The sequence below is a fragment of the Massilia pseudoviolaceinigra genome, from assembly GCF_030846505.1.
Lineage (GTDB): Bacteria > Pseudomonadota > Gammaproteobacteria > Burkholderiales > Burkholderiaceae_D > Telluria_A > Telluria_A violaceinigra.
The window spans coordinates 130,591-149,625 of the sequence record NZ_JAVCWL010000017.1 but is presented as its reverse complement, the minus strand read 5'-3'; the positions used below and the strand labels follow the sequence as shown (position 1 = coordinate 149,625).

The 19,035-nt window shown below is 62.8% G+C and carries 16 protein-coding genes; 4 read left to right on the top strand and 12 right to left on the bottom strand.

From position 1 onward, the window contains the following. Positions 1-48: 48 nt before the first annotated feature. From RBA40_RS18085 to polA, 6 genes are all read right to left on the bottom strand, one after another. Positions 49-807 (bottom strand): UCP032817 domain-containing protein, encoded by a 759-nt coding sequence (locus RBA40_RS18085; protein WP_306649161.1) that lies wholly within the window; start codon positions 805-807, stop codon positions 49-51. A gap of 117 nt (positions 808-924) precedes the next feature. Then, entirely contained in the window at positions 925-1,197 is a 273-nt protein-coding gene (locus RBA40_RS18080; protein ID WP_306649160.1) for a beta/gamma crystallin-related protein, read from the bottom strand. Positions 1,198-1,276: 79 nt separating this feature from the next. Continuing rightward, the gene (locus tag RBA40_RS18075; RefSeq protein WP_306623618.1) at positions 1,277-1,543 is read right to left on the bottom strand and encodes a beta/gamma crystallin-related protein; all 267 of its coding nucleotides are present in this window, start codon (positions 1,541-1,543) and stop codon (positions 1,277-1,279) included. Positions 1,544-1,763: 220 nt separating this feature from the next. Beyond that, the gene (locus RBA40_RS18070; protein ID WP_208640252.1) at positions 1,764-2,513 is read right to left on the bottom strand and encodes a ZIP family metal transporter; all 750 of its coding nucleotides are present in this window, start codon (positions 2,511-2,513) and stop codon (positions 1,764-1,766) included. A gap of 198 nt (positions 2,514-2,711) precedes the next feature. Continuing rightward, on the bottom strand, positions 2,712-3,965 hold the full coding sequence (locus RBA40_RS18065; RefSeq protein ID WP_306649158.1) for a DUF4382 domain-containing protein: 1,254 nt from the start codon (positions 3,963-3,965) through the stop codon (positions 2,712-2,714). A gap of 32 nt (positions 3,966-3,997) precedes the next feature. Next, complete coding sequence (gene polA / locus RBA40_RS18060; protein ID WP_306649157.1) at positions 3,998-6,742, bottom strand: DNA polymerase I; 2,745 nt, start codon at positions 6,740-6,742, stop codon at positions 3,998-4,000. Positions 6,743-7,174: 432 nt separating this feature from the next. Here polA and RBA40_RS18055 point away from each other — a divergent pair, with 432 nt between their 5' ends. The 3 genes from RBA40_RS18055 (at position 7,175) to RBA40_RS18045 (ending at position 9,411) form a co-directional block, all read left to right on the top strand. After that, positions 7,175-7,603: a hypothetical protein gene (locus RBA40_RS18055; protein WP_306649156.1), complete on the top strand. Its 429-nt coding sequence runs from the start codon at positions 7,175-7,177 to the stop codon at positions 7,601-7,603. 78 nt (positions 7,604-7,681) lie between these two features. Then, positions 7,682-8,641, top strand: a complete 960-nt coding sequence (locus tag RBA40_RS18050; RefSeq protein ID WP_306649155.1) for a homoserine kinase — start codon at positions 7,682-7,684, stop codon at positions 8,639-8,641. Next, positions 8,638-9,411 (top strand): BPSS1780 family membrane protein, encoded by a 774-nt coding sequence (locus RBA40_RS18045; RefSeq protein ID WP_306649154.1) that lies wholly within the window; start codon positions 8,638-8,640, stop codon positions 9,409-9,411. The genes RBA40_RS18050 and RBA40_RS18045 overlap by 4 nt, the downstream gene beginning before the upstream one ends. 51 nt (positions 9,412-9,462) lie before the next feature. Here the strand turns inward: RBA40_RS18045 and RBA40_RS18040 are convergent, their stop codons facing one another. The 6 genes from RBA40_RS18040 to RBA40_RS18015 form a co-directional block, all read right to left on the bottom strand. Further along, complete coding sequence (locus RBA40_RS18040; RefSeq protein ID WP_306649153.1) at positions 9,463-11,775, bottom strand: UvrD-helicase domain-containing protein; 2,313 nt, start codon at positions 11,773-11,775, stop codon at positions 9,463-9,465. Between the two features lie 62 nt (positions 11,776-11,837). Beyond that, positions 11,838-13,055, bottom strand: a complete 1,218-nt coding sequence (locus RBA40_RS18035) for a M56 family metallopeptidase (protein WP_306649152.1) — start codon at positions 13,053-13,055, stop codon at positions 11,838-11,840. Next, the gene (locus RBA40_RS18030) at positions 13,045-13,431 is read right to left on the bottom strand and encodes a BlaI/MecI/CopY family transcriptional regulator (protein WP_306649151.1); all 387 of its coding nucleotides are present in this window, start codon (positions 13,429-13,431) and stop codon (positions 13,045-13,047) included. The genes RBA40_RS18035 and RBA40_RS18030 overlap by 11 nt, the downstream gene beginning before the upstream one ends. 101 nt (positions 13,432-13,532) lie before the next feature. Further along, complete coding sequence (locus RBA40_RS18025) at positions 13,533-13,919, bottom strand: hypothetical protein (RefSeq protein ID WP_306649150.1); 387 nt, start codon at positions 13,917-13,919, stop codon at positions 13,533-13,535. A 41-nt stretch (positions 13,920-13,960) separates the two neighbouring features. After that, positions 13,961-14,365, bottom strand: a complete 405-nt coding sequence (locus RBA40_RS18020; protein WP_306649149.1) for a hypothetical protein — start codon at positions 14,363-14,365, stop codon at positions 13,961-13,963. Between the two features lie 111 nt (positions 14,366-14,476). Beyond that, on the bottom strand, positions 14,477-16,405 hold the full coding sequence (locus RBA40_RS18015; protein WP_306649148.1) for a M56 family metallopeptidase: 1,929 nt from the start codon (positions 16,403-16,405) through the stop codon (positions 14,477-14,479). A gap of 464 nt (positions 16,406-16,869) precedes the next feature. On the opposite strand from RBA40_RS18015, the gene RBA40_RS18010 reads away from it, so the two are divergent. Further along, positions 16,870-18,990 carry a heparinase II/III domain-containing protein gene (locus RBA40_RS18010; RefSeq protein ID WP_306649147.1) on the top strand — a complete coding sequence of 707 codons (2,121 nt, stop codon included), beginning with the start codon at positions 16,870-16,872 and terminating at the stop codon, positions 18,988-18,990. Positions 18,991-19,035: the final 45 nt, after the last annotated feature.

The following is a 19,035-nucleotide window of genomic DNA, read 5'->3' as shown; positions in this document are numbered from 1 at the left end:
TGCGCGGCGCGGGCTGACCAGAAGCATCCATCGCCGGCGCTGCGCCGATCAATCGCCGCCACAGCCGCCGCCGCAGCCCGCATCGCCCCCGGCCTCGCTCGGGCCCTCCCAGGCACCGGTGCCGCAGGGTGAATGGCGGTCGCTGGTGCCGGCCGGCCCAGCCTTGCGCGCGTGGCGGCGGTATTCGTCGTCACTGATCAGGCCAGCCCCCAGCAATCGCTCCGGACACAGACTGTCGACATAGGCCGGCACGCCGATGGCGCGCCCGCGCGCGTCGAGCGCCAGCGACGCCACCTGGCCGTTGAACAGCAGGTAGCCGCAACCGCCGGGCATGGCCAGCATGCGGTCCAGTGCGAACAGGCGCGGCAGGTTGGGCCCGGCCACAGGCATGCGCTCGATCCGGCGCGCGCGCACCAGGCACGCGGCCAGCGCGCCTTCCATGCCGCCGGCCATGTCGAGCGCTTCCACGTGCGGGATGACGCGCCCGAAGTGCTTGCGGCAAAAGGCGTTCAGGCCGGTGGGCGAGAGGCGCATCCAGGCGTGCCACACCGAATCGGCCGCCATCGACGGCAAGCCGCACGGCATGCCGCTGTCGCGCACGCAGTCGAAAAACGCCATCAAGCCTTCGGCGGCGCGGGCGAAAAAAAAGGCATCCTGGGGGATGCCTTTGAATTCGTGTTGCGCACTGCGTTTCCAGAAGGGATACAGCGTCGCGGGGAGATCGGCCATTTCGGCCCGGTACGGCGATTGATGCTTGATGCGGGCGGCGCGATAGGTGTTGATGTGATTCACTACGTTGCTGAGCATGGTCATATTCTCCTTTTTTGTTTTTGTGATGAGCATAGCCTCGCATAGATATGTGACAGCTTGATGACAAGCGCGTGAAAACGATCAGGCATGCGCTTGTCATGGATCACGGCCAAATCAGGCCGCTATCAGGCGCACCGACGAAATGGAATCGTTCGGAATATCCACCGCTTCGACCCAGCGATAACGTCCGGGTCCAAAAACCCGCGATCCCGGCCCGCGAAACTCGCTATCGCGGAAAAATTTCCAGCGGCCGGATACCACGACAAACGACGATACTTTATCGTTGAAAAAATTATCGTCGGGAGCGTTCAGATTCCGTTCCGAGCCGTACAGATGCTTTTCCCGGCCACGAAAATCGATATGTTGGTATAGCACGACTTCAGCCATATATCCTCCTTACTGAGTTGCAGGCGGCTGGCGCGCCCTATGTCACGCCGGCGCGCATGCCGCCCTTACCGGCCGCGGCTCAGGTCAGCCGTACCGACGAAATGGAATCGTTCGGAATATTCACCGCTTCGACCCAGTTATACAGTCCCGGCCCGAACACCTGGGACGATGGTCCCTGGAAATTGCTATCGCGGAAAAACTGCCATCGGCCCGACAAGACGACAAACGACGATACCTGATCATTGAACGCATTATCATCAGGCGCATTCAGGTTCGATTCAGACCGAAACAGATGTTTATGCGCACCGTGAAAATTAGCATGTTGGAATAGCACGACTTCAGCCATATGTCCTCCAGACTGGTTGCGAGGCAAAAGGTGGTCTCGCTTCACCGCTTCCCTGCTTCAGGCTTGTAGTATAAAGAGGCTGGCGAGCTAAACAATAGCGCGGGTTTGACGGGGACTAAACGCCATGCGCATTCCAGCGCCTGGTGCATAACAGAGGGAAATGAAATATCCGGACCGGAATAATATCTATTGCGGGCTGCAAAAATTGCCGCCGCGATGCTTAAGTTCCGCGCGTGAGAAACAGCACGATCAGCACGCCTACGCCGATCAGCAACACTTGCGGAACGGATTCGCGCACGGTGGCGCGGCGTTGCATCTGCGGCATTAAATCGCTGACGGCAATGTACAAGAAGCCCGAGGAGGCAAATACCAGCACGTACGGAATCAGTCCGCTGGCGCGGTCCAGGGTGAAATAGCCGAGCAAACCGCCAGCCACGGCCATCAGGCTGCACAGCAGATTGAACAGATAGGCGCGCGTGCGCGAAAAGCCGGCGTTGAGCAAGACGATGAAGTCGCCGATTTCCTGCGGGATTTCATGGGCGATGATGGCCAGCCCGGTGACGATGCCCAGTTCCGGATTGGCCAGGAAGGCTGCGGCGATCAGGATGCCATCGGTAAAATTGTGCATGCCGTCGCCCAGCAGGATCATCCAGCCGGCCTTGCCGGCTTCGCGCTTGTCGTGCCCGTGGGCATGGTGGTGGCCATCGCCTTCGTGATGGTGCGAATGGCGCAGGATGGCGAACTTTTCCAGCATGAAAAATGCAAGCAATCCGGCCAGCAAGGTGGCGAACAGGCTGCGCACATCGGCGCCGGACTCGAACGCTTCCGGCAAGGCGTGCAGGAGCGAGGTCGACAGCATGATCCCGACTGACAGGCTGACCATGCGCTCGACCATTTTCGAGAGCAGGGCGAACGAAAACACGGCAGCGGCGGAAATGCTGAGCACACCCCCGATGGTCGTTGCCAGCAGGATGGAAATGAGGGTTGAATCGATTTTGAAGCCTCTTGAACGACACTTGCGCTGATCGCAAGCCGGGCATTGTACCGCTCCGGGCCGCCAGCCGCCCGGTTCGGCCCCATCAGGACCAAACCAGGCAGGCTGGCACCGGAGGCGCCACCACGCCCGCGGCGCCTCCATGGCGCGCCGCAGGACGGGATGGCAGGCGCCTTACGGCACCAGCTGCAGGTTGACGTCGGCCTTGTCGCCAGCCGCCACGTCGACCACTGCCACCGTCTTGCTGGTATAACCGGTGGCGAGCGCGTCCACGCGGTACCCGCCCAGGCCCTGGACCGGGGTTACCGGACCGAAGGTCAGCGGCAGGGATGCGCCGTAATTGGCATACTGCGGCGCGGCGACCGGCAGCCCATTGATCGAGTAGGTCCCGCCGGTGCCGGTATCGCGCGCCTGGATCACCACGGTCTTGCCCGCGGAAACCGTCTGCAGCACTTTGACGAACGGCGTGACGGTCGCTTTCGCCGGCAGCAGGGTGACCGTGCCGCTGATGGTGCGCGTCAGGCTGGCCGGCATGCTGATCGGCGCGGCCGCCGTGCTGACCGCCGTGGTACCGGTCGTGCTGGTCACAGGAACGGCGCCGATCACGGCCGCCGCGTGGCCCGTGCCGACCAGGACGACATCGTAGGCGCCCGGGTTCAGGCGGCTCAGCGCAAACGCGCCGGTGGCCGGATCGGCGACGGTGCTGCCGATCACATTGCCATTTTGCTGCGCGCTGACCACCACGCCATCGCGCGCGAAGACCGGGCTGACGAAGCCGGTGATGCCATTGGCCTTGGCCGGCACGACGGTAACGACCGGCGACAGCAGGTAGCCGCCGGCGGCCTTGGTGACGACCGAGCGGCAGGCGTCGAAATCGAGCACCAGGCCATAGGCCTGGCCGGCCACGACCTCGAAATCGCTGGCGATCCTCACGCCGGAGTGGATGGCGGCGGGCGTTTCCAGGGTCGTTTCGACCTTGGTGGCGGTCGGCGTGACGGTGTTGGCCAAGCCGGCGCCGGTGTTCGGGTCGAGCACCAGGCGCACCTGGCTGTAGCGCCCGGCCGGTACGGCGGTCGAGCCGAGCGGATCGAGCTTGCCGTTGGTCAGATTGAGCAGATTGATCTTGCGCGGCGGAGCCAGCACCACCTCGGACCAGCCGCTGTCGGCATCGGCGGCGCCGGCGCTCTTGTGCACCCGCACCTTGCTGACGGTGACGTTGACGGCATCGAAACCGCAGGCCGGGGCATCGGTCAGCGACACGTCCAGGGTGCCCGTCGTGCCGCCCAGCGCCGGCGGCGTGGTGTTGCCGTTACCGCTACCGCCGGTGCGGTTGGCGCCGGGGCTGCCGCCACCGCCGCCGCAGGCAGTCAGCGCCAGGGCGGCGAATACGGTGGTTGCCGTGCTAAGGCGGATAAATGTGCTCTTCATCGTTCCCTCTTTCAGTAGGTATCTATAAGTTATTAGTGTGCTTCGTCCCAGTTTTTGCCAATACCCACTTCGGCCAGCAAGGGCACTTTCAGGGCCGCCACGCCCGCCATCAACTGCGGCAGCCTGGTCTTGACCAGCTCCAGTTCCGCCTGCGGCACTTCCAGTACAAGTTCATCGTGCACCTGCATGATCATGCGCGTGCCCAGCTTGTCCGTCTCCAGCCAGTTCTGCACCGCGATCATGGCCAGCTTGATCAGGTCCGCCGCCGTGCCCTGCATCGGCGCGTTGATCGCGGCCCGTTCCGCACCCTGGCGGCGCGGCCCGTTCGGCGAATTAATCTCCGGCAGCCACAGGCGCCGTCCGAACACGGTTTCGACGTAACCGCGCGCCTTGGCCTGCATGCGCGTGTCTTCCATGTACTGGCGCACGCCGGAAAAGCGCGCGAAGTACTTGTCGATATAGTTTTGCGCCGCCGCGCGTTCGATGCCCAGGTTGGCGGCCAGCCCGAAGGCGCTCATGCCGTAGATCAGGCCGAAATTGATGACCTTCGCATAGCGCCGCTGTTCGCCCTGCACCTCGGCCGGAGGCACGCCGAAGATTTCGGCGGCGGTGGCGCGGTGAATATCCTCGCCCTCGGCAAAGGCGCGCAGCATGGCCGCGTCTTCCGAAATATGGGCCATGATGCGCAGCTCGATCTGCGAATAGTCGGCCGACACGATCACGTTGCCCGGCCCGGCGATGAAGGCTTCGCGGATGCGGCGTCCTTCGGCGGTGCGGATCGGGATGTTCTGCAGATTCGGTTCGTTCGACGACAGGCGGCCAGTGACGGCGACCGCCTGCGCGTAGTTGGTGTGCACGCGGCCGGTCGCGCGGTTGACCATCTTGGGCAGCTTGTCGGTGTAGGTCGACTTGAGCTTGGACATGCCGCGGTACTCGAGCAGGATTTTCGGCAGCGGGAAGTCCTCGGCCAGCTTTTGCAGCACTTCCTCGTCGGTCGACGGCGCCCCGCTCGGGGTCTTTTTAATCACCGGCAGCTGCAGCTTGCCGAAGAAGATCTCGCCGATCTGCTTGGGCGAACCGAGGTTGAACGGCCCGCCGGCCAGCTCGTAGGCTTTTTGCTCGAGCTCCATGATGCGCGCACCGAGTTCGCCCGACTGCACGTTCAATAGCTCGGCGTCGATCAGCACCCCGTTGCGTTCGATCTTGTGCAGCACCACGGAGGTCGGCAGTTCGATCTGGCGGTAGATGAAATTGAGCTTCTCGTCGCTCTCGACATGGCCCTTCATGGCCTGGTGCAGGCGCAGGGTGATGTCGGAATCCTCGGCCGCGTATTCGGTGGCGCGCCCCAGTTCCACCTGGTCGAAGCAGATCTGTCCGGCGCCCTTGCCGCATACCTCGGTAAACGGAATCGTGGTGTAGCCCAGGTGGCGCAGGGCCATGCTGTCCATGTCGTGCGGCTTGTGCGACTCGAACACGTACGACTGCAGCAAGGTGTCGTGCATGATGCCGCGCAGGGTCACGCCGTGGTTGGCGAAAATATGGCTGTCGTACTTGAGGTTCTGGCCGACCTTCGGTTTGGACGCATCTTCCAGCCAGGGCTTCATGCGCGCCAGGACTGCCTCGCGGTCGAGCTGTTCGGGCACGCCGGCGTAGCGGTGCGCCAGCGGAATGTAAGCGCCCTTGCCTGCTTCGACCGACAGCGAAATGCCGACCATCTGGGCCGTCATCGGGTCGAGCGAGGTGGTTTCGGTATCGACCGAGGTCAGTTCGGCGGCATCGACCAGCGCCAGCCAGCGTTCCAGCTCGGCCTCGGTGACCACGGTGTCGTACTCGCCGCGCATGACCGGCACCACCGCGCCGGGGAACAGGTCGCCCTCGGGGGAATTGAGCAGTGCGCGCGGGGCGCCTTCGTCGTCGCGCTGGATCACTTCGCGCAGCAGGGTCTTGAAACCGTAACGCTCGAAGAAGGCTTTCAGGCCCTCCTTGTTTTCCGGCTGCGCCACCAGGGTGTCGGCGATCGACACCATGTGCGCGGCCAGGTCGCAATCGGTCTTGACGGTGATCAGGGCGCGGCCCTGCGGCAGCCAGTCGAGCGCCTGGCGCAGATTCTCGCCGACCGCGCCGCCGATGGACGCCGCGTTGGCGATCACGCCATCGAGGCTGTCGTGCAGCGCCAGCCACTTCAGGGCGGTTTTCGGGCCGCACTTGGCCACCCCCGGGATATTGTCGACCGTGTCGCCGATCAGCGTGAGGTAATCGATGATGCGGTTGGGCGGCACGCCGAACTTGGCCAGCACGCCGGCTTCATCGAGCTTCTCGTTGCTCATCGTGTTAATCAGGGTGACCTTGTCGTTGACCAGCTGGGCCAGGTCCTTGTCGCCGGTGGACACGACGGTGTTCATGCCCAGGCTTGACGCCTGGACCGACAGCCTGCCGATGACATCGTCGGCCTCGACGCCGTCGACCATCAGGATCGGCCAGCCCATGTGGCGCACCACTTCGTGGATCGGCTCGATCTGCAGGCGCAGGTCGTCCGGCATGGACGCGCGCGTGGCCTTGTATTCCGGATACATATCGTCGCGGAAAGTCTTGCCCTTGGCATCGAACACGCAAGCGATGTACGCAGCCGGATAATCCTGGCGCAGGCGGCGCAGCATGTTGACCATGCCGTGCATGGCGCCGGTGGGATGGCCGTCCGGGCTGCGCAGGTCAGGCAGGGCGTGAAAAGCACGGTAAAGATAACTGGAACCGTCGACTAACAGCAGGGTATTTTGCATAGTGCCAAAAATGAGGTTGAGCCGGGACAGGAGCGGGCGCGGCAGCGTACCGGTCATTATCGCAGAAAGCGCGGCTGGCCCGAAGCGCGAAGCGCCTGTAAATATCGCCCAACCGGGGTCAGAGCTCTGACTCGCAACTTTTTTGTTTCCTAACCGGGGTCAGCCCCCCGAATCGAAACATTTTTGTTGCTAGTCGGAGGTCTGACCCCGGTTAGGCAACTTTTGAGGCACAGTTCCTTGCAAAATCGGAGAAAACCGGGGTGCGACTGCGGTTCTGCGAGGTCCGACGGCATTTGTTGCTAATCAGAGCTCTGACCCCGGTTGTAGGGGGCGGACTTGGGCGGTAGGAATTGCACTGGCTTGGACGATGTGTTTCCACGGCGGGGCGGGGGTTTGTTACAATGGTCCACACGATCACAAGGCGACCCAATCATGCTGCGCATTTCTTCTCTCTGCAAGACCCTGGCACTGTGCCTGCTGGCCCACGCGAACCTGGCCGGGGCCCAGCAATCCAAGCCGAGCGACGCGCCGCCGAAGCTCGAACGCATCGACGACGGCAACCTGGCGCCAGTCACCCCCGCAACCCCCGCGCCGCGCGCGAACGAGCCGAAGATCACCGAAAAACGCGAGGGCGGCCGGACCACGGAAGTGAAGGTCAAAACCGGCAAGAGCAGCTATACGATGAAGGGCACCAACCCCGCCGGCGGCAGTTCGACCGGCGACGCCAGCGGTTCGACCCTGCGCGCGCCCCAGTGGACAGTCGGTGAATTCGACCTGAACAAGAAGAAAAAAGACGCCAGCGAGGCCGCCGCTAACACCGAGGCGGCACCGGTGCCGCCACCGCCCGCACCAGCCAAGTAATCCGCCCCATCCGCCCGCGCGCATCCCCTTGCGCGCGCGCACCGATATCGATCGACTCACCTTACCCTTCGCTTGCACATGGCAGTTTTTACCGCGGTCAGCATGGATGACCTCACCTTGTTGTTGAAGAAGTTTCCATTAGGAAACGCCATCGCCATCAAAGGGATCAGTTCCGGCATCGAAAACAGCAATTTCTTCATCGATACGGAGCGCGGCGAGTACGTGCTGACGATTTTCGAGAACCTCAGTTTTGCGCAGTTGCCGTTTTATCTGCAACTGATGCGCCATCTGGCCGGGCGCGGCGTGCTGGTGCCGGCCCCGGTGCCGGACGAGTCGGGCGAGCTGGTGGTGCCGCTGCACGGCAAGCCGGCCGCCATCGTCAGCAAACTCGAAGGCACATCGCAAATGGCGCCGCAGCCGGTCCATTGCGCGGCCGTCGGCGTGATGCTGGCCAGGATGCATCTGGCCGCGCGCGACTTCCCGCTGCAGCAGCCGAATCTGCGCGGCCTGGACTGGTGGAACGACACCACGCCGCTGGTATTGCCCTTCCTCGACGAGCGCAACGCCCACCTGTTGCGCGCCGAGATGCATTTCCAGAGCGCGTTCGCCGCTTGCGACCATTACCACCGGCTCGGGCGCGGCCCGGTCCATGCGGACCTGTTCCGCAATAATGTGATGTTCGTCGGCGAGCGCCTGACCGGCTTCTTCGATTTCTATTTCGCCGGCTGCGACACCTGGCTGTTCGACGTGGCCGTCACCGTCAACGACTGGTGCATCGACCTCGCTACCGGCGTGCTCGACGCGCAGCGCGTGCGCGCCCTGCTCGACGCCTATCACGCGGTACGCCCGTTCACGGCCGACGAGCAGGCTGCCTGGCAGCCCATGCTGCGCGCCGCCGCGCTGCGCTTCTGGCTCTCGCGCCTGTACGACCTCTACCTGCCGCGCGAAGCCGAAATGCTGACCCCGCACGACCCGACCCATTTCGAGCGCATCCTGCGCGAGCGCATCGCCACCCCAGCCCCGGAATTGTTCGCATGAGCCGCCTTCCCGCCATCACCGGATGGCTCTGGATCAAGCAGGGATTCGCCCTGTTCCGCAAGCAGCCGGCGATCCTCACCATGCTGCTGTTCGCCACCCTGCTGTTCAGCCTGACCCTGAGCACCATTCCCCTGCTCGGACAGATGATTACGATGGTGCTGGTTCCCTCGTTCAGCATGGCGATCCTGCAGGCCTGCAACCTGATCGGGCAGGACCAGCCGGTCACGCCCGGCGTGCTGCTGACGGGATTTCGCCAGCCGGCCTTGCGCCGCCTGTGCAAGCTGGGCCTGGTCTACCTGGGATTGTCGATCCTGCTCGGCGTGATGCTGGCGCTGATGATTTCGCCAGAATTCATCAAGCAGATGAGCGTGCCGCTGGCCGAACGCGCCGCGCAAAAGATCAGCACCGCCGACATGCAGGCGGTACTGCTGACGGGCTTGCTGCAAAGCATGGCGCTGCTGGCGCTGTGCTTCGCGCCGCCGCTGACGTACTGGCAGCAGATGTCACCGGGCAAAGCGATCTTTTACAGCGTCTTCGGCATCTTCGGGGCGATCCGCCCGTTCATGGTGATGCTGCTGGCGTGGAGCGCCATGTTTTTCGGTGCGTCGATCATGGTCATGCTGCTGCTCGGCGACAGCCAGGGCGGGCGGATTGCCGTCATCTGGCTGATGCTGCAGTTCGTGCTGCTGCTGCAGTGCGCGATTTTTTGCAGCTACCGGCAGATCTTCGGCGACCCGTCGCTGCTGGCGAAAGAGGCGGCGCTCAAGTAGGAACGCAAACAAGGACGCAAGCGGGTGGGCGCCGGCCCACCCGCCGTCAATTTAGCGCGCCACGCGTTCGAGCTTGGCGACTGACAGGTCGAGCACTTTCATGCCGGCCTTGCCGAAATTGATCTGGGCGCGCGCATTGCTGCCGCCGCCCTCGATATTGACAATCACCCCTTCACCGAACTTGGCGTGCTCCACCGATTCGCCGATGCGCCATCCAGGCCCGTTGCTGGCCGCTTTCTGCGTGATCTGCTGGGCGATCTTGTTGTCCGAGCCGCCGCTGCTGAATTTGGCGTCATCCCAGGCCGACTTCTTGTTGCCGAACCAGTGCGACTGCACGCGCGGCGAAATCCATTTGAGCGCCTCTTCCGGCAGCTCGTCGAAGAAGCGCGACTTCATGTTGTAGCGGGTCTGGCCGTGCAGCATGCGCGTTTGCGTAAAACTCATGTACAGGCGCTTGCGCGCGCGCGTGATGGCCACGTACATCAGGCGCCGCTCTTCATCGACGCCATCCATTTCGCGCGAGCTGCTCTCGTGCGGGAACAAGCCTTCTTCCAGGCCGGTGATGAACACGGCGTCGAATTCGAGGCCCTTGGCCGAGTGCACCGTCATCAGCTGCAGCGCATCCTGCCCGGCCTGGGCCTGGGCGTCGCCCGCTTCGAGCGAGGCGTGCGACAGAAACGCTGACAGCGGCGACATGATGGTGTTGAGCGGGATGTCGGCGTCGATGATTTCGGTGCCGTCGCCATTCAAAATCAGCTCGCCCGCGCTGGCTTGCGTCTTCGGTCCCATGTAAGCCGGGGCGCCCTGGCCGAAGCCTTCTTCCTGCACGAACTGGGTGGCGGCATTGACCATCTGCTCCAGATTCTCGATGCGGTCGGCGCCTTCCTTTTCGTTCTGGTAGTGCTGCAGCAGGCCGCTGGCCTCGAGCACCACGCGCACCGTTTCGGGCAGCGCCAGTTGCTGGGTCTCGAAGCGGGCCCCTTCGACCAGTTTCACGAAACTGTTCAGCGAGGAGCCGGATTTGCCCGCCACGTAAGGCACCGCCGCGTACAGCGAAATACCGTACTGTTCGGCGGCCGCCTGCAGCGCTTCGATCGAACGCATGCCGATGCCGCGCGTGGGGAAATTGACCACGCGCAGAAAGGCCGAATCGTTGTGCGGATTGTCCATCAGCTGCAGGTAGGCGATGGCGTGCTTGACCTCGGCGCGCTGGAAGTAGCGCTGGCCGCCGTACACGGTGTACGGCAGGCCGGCCGCGAACAGGGCGTGCTCGATCACGCGCGACTGCGCATTGGAGCGGTACAGGATCGCGATTTCGCGGCGCAGCGAGCCCTCAGCCATCAGGCTCTTGGCTTCCTCGATGATCCACTGCGCCTCTTCCAGGTCGGACGAGGCTTCGTAGATGCGCACCGGCTCGCCGTGGCCGGCATCGGTGCGCAGGTTCTTGCCCAGGCGCTTGCTGTTGTTGGCGATCAGGTGATTGGCGCTGTCGAGAATGTGGCCGTGCGAGCGGTAGTTCTGCTCCAGCTTGATCAGGTTCTCGACCCGGAATTCGCGCTCGAAGGCGCTCATGTTGCCGACATTGGCGCCGCGGAAGGCGTAAATGCTCTGGTCGTCGTCGCCCACGGCGAACAGCGCGCCGGCGACCTGCTGGCCCTGCCCCGCCAGCAGCTTGAGCAGGTTGTATTGCAGGTCATTGGTATCCTGGAACTCGTCGACCAGGATGTGCTTGAAGCGCGCCTGGTAATGCTCGCGCAGCGGCTGGTTGCGTTCGAGCAGCTCGTAGGCGCGCAGCAGCAGTTCGGCGAAATCGACCACGCCTTCGCGATGGCACTGGTTGTCGTACAGTTCGTACAACTCGACCATCTTGCGTTCGATCGGGTCGTGCGCCTCGACCCGGTTGGCACGCAAGCCCTGGTCCTTGGCATTGTTGATGAAATACATCAGGTTTTTGGCCGGGTACTTTTCGTCATCGATATTGTTCGCTTTCAGCAAACGTTTAATCATCGACAGCTGATCCTGGGAATCGAGGATCTGGAAGGTTTGCGGCAGCGCGGCATCGCGGTAATGGGTGCGCAGGAAGCGGTTGCACAGGCCATGGAAGGTGCCGATCCACATGCCGCGCGTGCTCACTGGCAGCATGGCGGACAGGCGGGTCAGCATTTCCTTCGCTGCCTTGTTGGTAAACGTCACCGCCATGATCCCGGACGGCGACACCTGGCCGGTCTGGATCAGCCAGGCGATGCGGGTCGTCAGCACGCGCGTTTTGCCGGAACCGGCGCCCGCTAGAATCAGGGCGCTCTGCGGTGGCAGGGTGACGGCGGCGAGTTGTTCGGGATTGAGGTTATGGAGGAGATTTTGCATACCGTGATTATACCGGCGCACCGCCGCCGGACGGCGGCGGTTTCGCTGGCGAACGGGCCTTGTCAGGCGCCGGGCACGGCCTGGGCCGCAGGCGTGACCGTCAATTCAAGCGCCAGGCCGGGCTTGCCCTCGGCGCCGGCAATCTTGATGCCGCTGCTGGTGCCCAGGCGTGTCAGCATGCCCGGTTCGCTCACCAGCTTGCCGTTCTGGCTGATTTTGCTGCGGATGAACACCTGGTCGGTGCCGACCGCGGTAATCGAAAAATCGCCGGTCCACACGCTCTCGCCCGCTCCCGAGCGCACCGAAAAGTCCGCCGGCGTGAGAATGTTGACGTTCTGCGGCGCCGCGTCAACCCCGACGCGCAGCGTCATGGCCACTGCGTAGCCGGGCGTGGACTCGGCGCGTGCGGCCAGGGCGCCGAAGACGGTGACGGCGGCCAGCGCCGCTACCAGCATGCGCCCTGCCATGCGGCGCGAAGGGGTTGGTGAGGTTTGTTGCAGATGCATGATGCGCTCCTTGAGTGGGTGGCAGGATTGCCAGTGGCAGACGGACGGCGTGACGCTCACGCCGGCCTGGGTTTTCATCATCGCGCCGGCATAGGCGCGGCGCTGGGCCGGATGGCGCCGCATCACCAGCGCGTCGCAGGCCAGTTCCTGGTCGAAGCGAAAGCGCGGTGCGGCCAGATGCACGAGGGGATTGAACCAGAAGGCGCATTGCATCAGCGCCAGCAAGGTATTGGCGGCGGCATCGCCACGCTGCGCATGGACTTGCTCGTGGGCGATGATCAGCGCCTGTTCGGCGGCGCTGTAGCGCTGCTCGAAATCGGCCGGCACCACGATCTTCTGGCGCCACAACCCGAGCAGGGCCGGCCCGCCAGCCGCATGGGCGGCGTAGGCGAGGCCGCCACGCTCGGTCAGTGTGCCCAGGCCGCGCACGAAGGCGCGGTGGCTCAGGCAGAACAGGGCCAGCGTGGCCAGCGCGCCGCATGCCCATGCCAGCAGCAGCCAGCCGGTGACACCAGGATTGGCGGCGCTGAGCGCCTCCGTCGCGCTCCCCGCACGGCCGAACGCCGGCAGCAGCACCAGCGCCTTTACCGGGGCGGCGAACAAGGGCGGCAGCGCGGCGGCGGCCATGGCCAGCGGGACGATCAGCCAGGCCTGGTAAGCCAGGCGGGCGTCGATACGCTGGCGCAGCGGGCGCCGCACCAGCAGCAGGAGCACAATGGCCGCGCTGGCGGCGATGGCCAGGCGCAGCAGCAGATCGGGCAGGCTATTGATCATCGTCGAGCTCTCCGATCAGGCGTTTCAGCTCGGCGATGTCGGTTTTGCTCAGTTTGCGGTGCTTGCCGAAATGGGCCACCAGCGGCGCGATGCGCCCGCCGAACAGGCGATCGAGCATGCCCTTGCTTTCGCTGGTGAGCCAGTGCTCGCGCTTGAGCACCGCCGTGTAGAGATAGCGGCGGCCTTCCTTCTGCGCGCTGACCGCACCCTTGTTGAGCAGCCGGTTGAGCAGCGACTTGATGGTCGCTTCCTGCCACTGGTGGCCGCTCACGAGCGCGGCCACGATATCCTCGGCCGGCATGGCACGCCCAGCCTGCCACAGCACTTCCATGACCTTCGACTCGGCGTCGCTGATCGCGCCTGCTTGTTGTTCCATGCGCCACTCCCCTTATTAATTACGCGTGTAATCGATCACTTATGATTACACGTGTAATCGCAAAGGTCAAGCCCGTGTTGCGGGCTTCATTGCTTCATTGCTTATTTGCGGCGGTAGACCGACACCGGCACGCTGGTGGGATCGTTGACGGACAGGGCGCCATCGTTGATGCAGTAGTCCAGCGGCGCGGGCAAGGCATCGATGCTCAGGCTGACGCAGTTGGCCTTCTTCGAGGCGGTCTTGGCGATCTTGTATTCATAGGTCATCGGCTGGGCGACGCTGTCGGCCAGCGACAGCTTGATCGTTTTTGCATCGATCACCATCTGGCTGCCCCGGAACCTGCGCTCGCGCTGCGCAAGCTGTTCGGCCGGGGCGTTATTTTTCTTCGCCTGTTCGAGCATCGGGGCCAGGTCGATCTCCCAGCTTCCCTTGATATCGACCGGGGCGGCGTGCGACTGGGCGGAGCACAGCCATTGCACAATCGACATGTAATTAAGTTAACATATTGCAGCCCTTCGTCGCTGCGTGATCAATGGCGCCGGTAGAACTGGGTCATGCCGGCGGTCGGGTCCTTGACCTGCATGCCGCCGGCCACCAGACAGTACGCAATGGGACGCGGTGAGCCATCCATGAGCATCGTGGCGCAGTTATCCGTGCTCGACACCATTTTGTATTTGAGGGTGACGGGCTGCTGGCCGTCATAGCCGGCGACACTCAACTTGACCGCCTTCGCATCGATGGTCATGATACCGCCGCGGAAGGTCTCCTCCATCGACGCGATCGCTTTCGCCGGCGCCTTCTTCGCTTTCATCTCCGCCACCATGGGCGCCAGGTCAATGATCCAGCGACCCGTGATATCGACCGGCGCGGCATGCGATGGAGCGATACACAAGACGGCAGTGGCCGCGAGACAAACGCTGATGAATTTTTTCATGTTTACTTTCATGGTCAGATAGGGCGGCAACCCCGGCGCATCGCCGGAGCCGCCATTCTAAACCATTGCAGATTCGACATTTTTGGCTATTTGCCAAAATAGTCAGACAGCTCAGCCCGCGCGGTCCCCTGGCACGGGCCGCGCCAGGCCCCTGGCGACGGCGTCGCGCAACACCTCGCGCATCACGCGCTCGGCCGCTTTGGCTTGCTGGTCCATTTCCCGGCCCAGTATATTCATCTGCTTGCCCAGCGCGTCCATCGGTTTGCCGGCTTCTTTCATCTGCTTGCCGATGGCGTCCATCGGAGCGCGCGCATCGGCGAGCTTGCTGTGCTGGCGTTCCAGTTGCGCATGCTGCTCGTCGAGCTGGCGTTCGATGTCGCCCAGCTTGACGTTGAGATGGGCGCGTTTGCCCGACAACTGCGCGCGCTCGGCCCCGCTGGCGTCGTCGATCTGGCGCTCGAGCAGCACAATGTCGCGCTGCAAGCGGCCCTGCTGAGATGCCAGCGCCACGATCAGACCGGTGATGCGCTGCGTTTCAGCGTCGTCGGGCCGATTGGCGCCCACAGTGCGTTCCATGTCGCGGCCCAGCTGTTCGACCACCTTGCCGTGCTTTTCCATCTCCTTGCCATGCACGTCCATCCGCTCGCCGAGGCGCTTGAGCGGCGCATAGGCGTCGGTCACCCTGGCGATCAGCGCAGGGTCCTGCACCACGTAAGCCTTGGCGCCCTGGCGGAACCACAGGAAATCGCCCTTGACGGTGTGCTTGGCGGCGTCGATGGCGTCGACATCGCGGCTGTCGCCACTGAGCATGCCCTTGCGCTCGGCGCCCTGCACCAGCGCATACGACATCTCGCCGGCGCCCTTGGTGATGGTCACGGGAGGACGCGGCGGCATCGGTGGCATGGGTGGTACCGGCGGCACCGGCACATCCATCGATGCCGCGGGAGCGGCCGACGCGGCGGGCGGCGCCGGGGGTACCGGCGGCACCGGCAAAATCGCCTGCGCACTATCGATGCGCGCGGTTTTGGCAAGCGGTAGCGGCGCTGTCTGCGCGTTGGCATAGAAGGCGGCGCAGGCGGCCGACAGGCCGAGAATCGGCAGCGCCATTTTCCAGTTGAGCGGTTCGGTATCCGGGCGTACCAGGCGTTTGATGCGGGACATAAGATTTCCTCCGTGAGCCCCGTGGGCGAGTTGAGGTGTGGAGAACTGGAACTGGTCCAGTTCGGATAATGCAAGCGCCAGACGCCGCGGTTCGCCGAGCATGCTTGCTGCTAAATCATCTGCGATCTGTTCGCGCTCGATCCGCACCCGGTGCGACAGCCACCACACCGCCGGGTGATAGAACAGCACGATTTCGATCGCGCTTTGAATCAGGTTGACCAGATAGTCGAGGCGCCGGATATGCGCCATTTCGTGCGCCAGCAGGGCTTCGAGCAGGTCGGGCGGCATGCCGCTTACCAGCGACGCCGGCACCAGGATCACCGGACGCCACCAGCCGGCCGTGACCGGGCTGGGCAAGTCGTCCACCAGCCCCAGCGCGACTTTGCGCGCGACACCGAAACGCAGCGCCAGCCGGTCTACCCTCGCCTGCCAGGCGGCGTTGTGCGCATACCGGCCCGGCTGGCTGCGGCGCCGCACCCAGGCCAGGCCCAGCATCAGGCGCAGTGCCAGCAGGCCGGCGCCGCAGCTCCAGAAAAACATCAGCAGGGGCAGGCGCTGCTGCAGCACCGGCTCCCAGGTGGCGACCTGCGCGGCCAGCATCGGCGCGTCGCCGGGCATGGCCGGCATGCCGATCGCAGCCAGCGGCAAAATCGTCGTGACCGCCTGCGCATCGAGCACGCGCTGCACCGTGCCGGCCAGCGGCAAGGCGGCGCACAGCAGCAGCGCGGCGCAGCCGACCGCGTAGCGCAGCTGGGGACGCGCGCCGCGCAGCAATCCCAGCACCATGGCGGCGAGGCAGCCGATCAGCAAGCCCTGCCACACAAAATCGAGCAGCGCCCAACCCAGACTGGGCACGATAACGGCGAGCATGGCGTTCATGAGTGGGTTCCTGCGTGCATGGTCTCTCCGTCAAAGGGCCAATGTAGAATAAAATATCTAGATAGTTTTGTCTAGAACTTTTTTTCTACTTCGGTGGCAACCGCGGGCGCGGCGCCTTGATGGCACGACTCTAGACAGGATGGCAGCCAGGTTCCATCGACAGGCGATGGACAGTCGATTTGCGGGATCAGGCGATCGAAAACGGGTGGTTTGAAGGTGCGCAGGGGCGTGGGCCGGCAGTCTGGCAGCTGGCATGCCACGAAAAGATGCCGATGCCATGGGATGTTTTCCCGATCACGCTATTGCCTTCCCATGTAGCTTCTTTGTCAACCTTAACACATGTTATACTATTTTCCTTGCGGTTATTTCCATGGAACTCTATAGTTTTTGTTAAACAATTTCAAACCGGCTGATCCAATAGCGGATCAGGAACCGCCCCCCTCCCAGCTTATCGAAAGAAAAAGATGCTCAGCAAACGACTCGTCGCGCTCACAACACTCGCGTGCATGTCCACTTCCGCTTTATCCGCCACCACCGTGCCATCAACACCCGAACAGGAACGCTTGCTGCTGGAGCAAAGAATTAAGGCGTTCGATGTGGCGGCGGAGCCGAAACGCCCGCGCTTGTTAAAAGGCGACCGTTCGCTGTTTGGCATCGTCGAGGCAACAAAGTACGAGAGGAAATTCGGTTTCGACAGCATGGCGGAGCACGTGCTCAGAAGGAATATCGACGGAGTAGATGGATCGATAGTGAAAAAAGCCTTTACGAGTGCCGATCCGGTAGTCAGGGCGAATTCGCTGAATGAATCATTGAAATGGATGGAGGGCGCCGCCGAATCTGCCTTCGCTTTTTATGTCACCAGCGATTCAAGATACCTGGACGAGCTCTCCCATCGTATCAGCGCGTTCGCGCCAACCATCGTCAAAAATAACTGCTCGGACGGGATTTATCATAAGCGCGACTATGTCTGGTATTTCGCCGTCGCTTACGATTTCGTCCAGGGCCACGTTGCAACCGACGGCAAGAAACTCAGCGATACGGATAAAAAGAACATCGTCGATCTCGTCACCGCCTGTACGGGCACGGATGAGGTGAAAACGCTGGCTCAAAAAGTCATCGACTCCCCTAACGAAGGCACTGTCTTCAACGGGCTGAGCAAGTTCGTTGGCGCGCACCTGCTCTTGCGCGGCGACCCCAACTTCAGCGCCGCGGTTGACAAGGCCTGGCTGGACAATGCGATCAAGACCTACGTGACGAAACTGCCCAACTGGGGTGGGGATAGCGGATTCGCAAGCGGTCCCACCAATCCTGCGGATGGCGGATATTCAAACGGTTCCGCCTATCTACTTTACGATACCAGCGAGTCGCTCCTGTCGTGGGACGCCATGGAGCGCGTGCTCGACTATCCGCTGTACAGCAAGCCTTATCTCCAGCATCTGCCGGAGTTCATCGTCTTCACGACTCCACCGGGTTCACCCGCCGGCGCTTTTGGAGATGGTGCGGAGTCGCCCATGAGCAACGAAAGGGCGCGGCTTGGAAAATCGATCATGAACCGCTTGGACTCGAACTTCACCCGGTGGTTTGTCGCCAATTCCTCGGGCGACGATCCCTCCCGGCTGAGCATGTTGTTGAGCAAGCGCGCAAAGAGCGCCGTTCCCCAGCCTACCGAGTATCTGAGTGCCGCCTTCCCATCCGTTGGTATCGCGGCGCTGCATAGCTCCTTTGAGCCGGACAGATTATCCATCCTGTTCAAGGGCAGCACGCCTTTCGGGTCGGTAAACCATGCCCACGCGGACCAGAACAGTTTTGTTATTTATAACAAAGGAAAGATTCTCGCGATGGATAGCGGCTACTATGACGACTACAATTCGGCTCATCGGCGGCTGTGGAGCAAGCAGACGAAGGCGCACAATGCGATCACTTTCGATGTCGGACAAGGGCAGTACATGGCCAGCGACCAAGGCAGCCGCACTCCGGGAGCCAAACCGATCACGTTAAACCCGGGCGCGGCGCGGCCATCGACGTCGGTCGCGCTGACCGCGTCGCTGACTGTGCCAGGGACCCCGTCCGTTCCCTACGACATCGTGACCAGCGATGCTGCTCCGTCGTACGGTGGGGCCTTGACCAAGGCGCTAAGAACACTGGTGTATCTGCGCTCCATGTCCACTGTCGTGATCGTCGATCAATTGGCCAGCGAGACCGCCAGAACCTGGGAATACAACCTGCACACCACGGTTGCGCCAGAGCTGCTTGCGTCCGGAGACAAATGGGGCGAGCTCAAATTCAATGTCGCGAGCAATACCAGCTTGTGCGTCAAGGTGGCCGATCAAAATGGCATGTCCCGGTTCTCGCATAAAGATGGCTACAAAACTCCACCCAAGGATATAAAGCCCTCACCGCATTATTGGAATATATTCAGCTCGAAAGCAAAGACAAAGACCGCAACGATCGTATCGATCCTGCGGATCGATTGCGCCAATCCTCAACCTAACGAAAATCTTAGTTTTTGGGCAAGTGATGTAGCGTCGGTCAGCGTCGGGACTGTGGATATCGATATCTCGCCCAATGGAATTGTGGTGAGGTAACAGCTTGGCCGTGCTGGCCCGTCAGGCTTGGTTTTCAAAACTGAT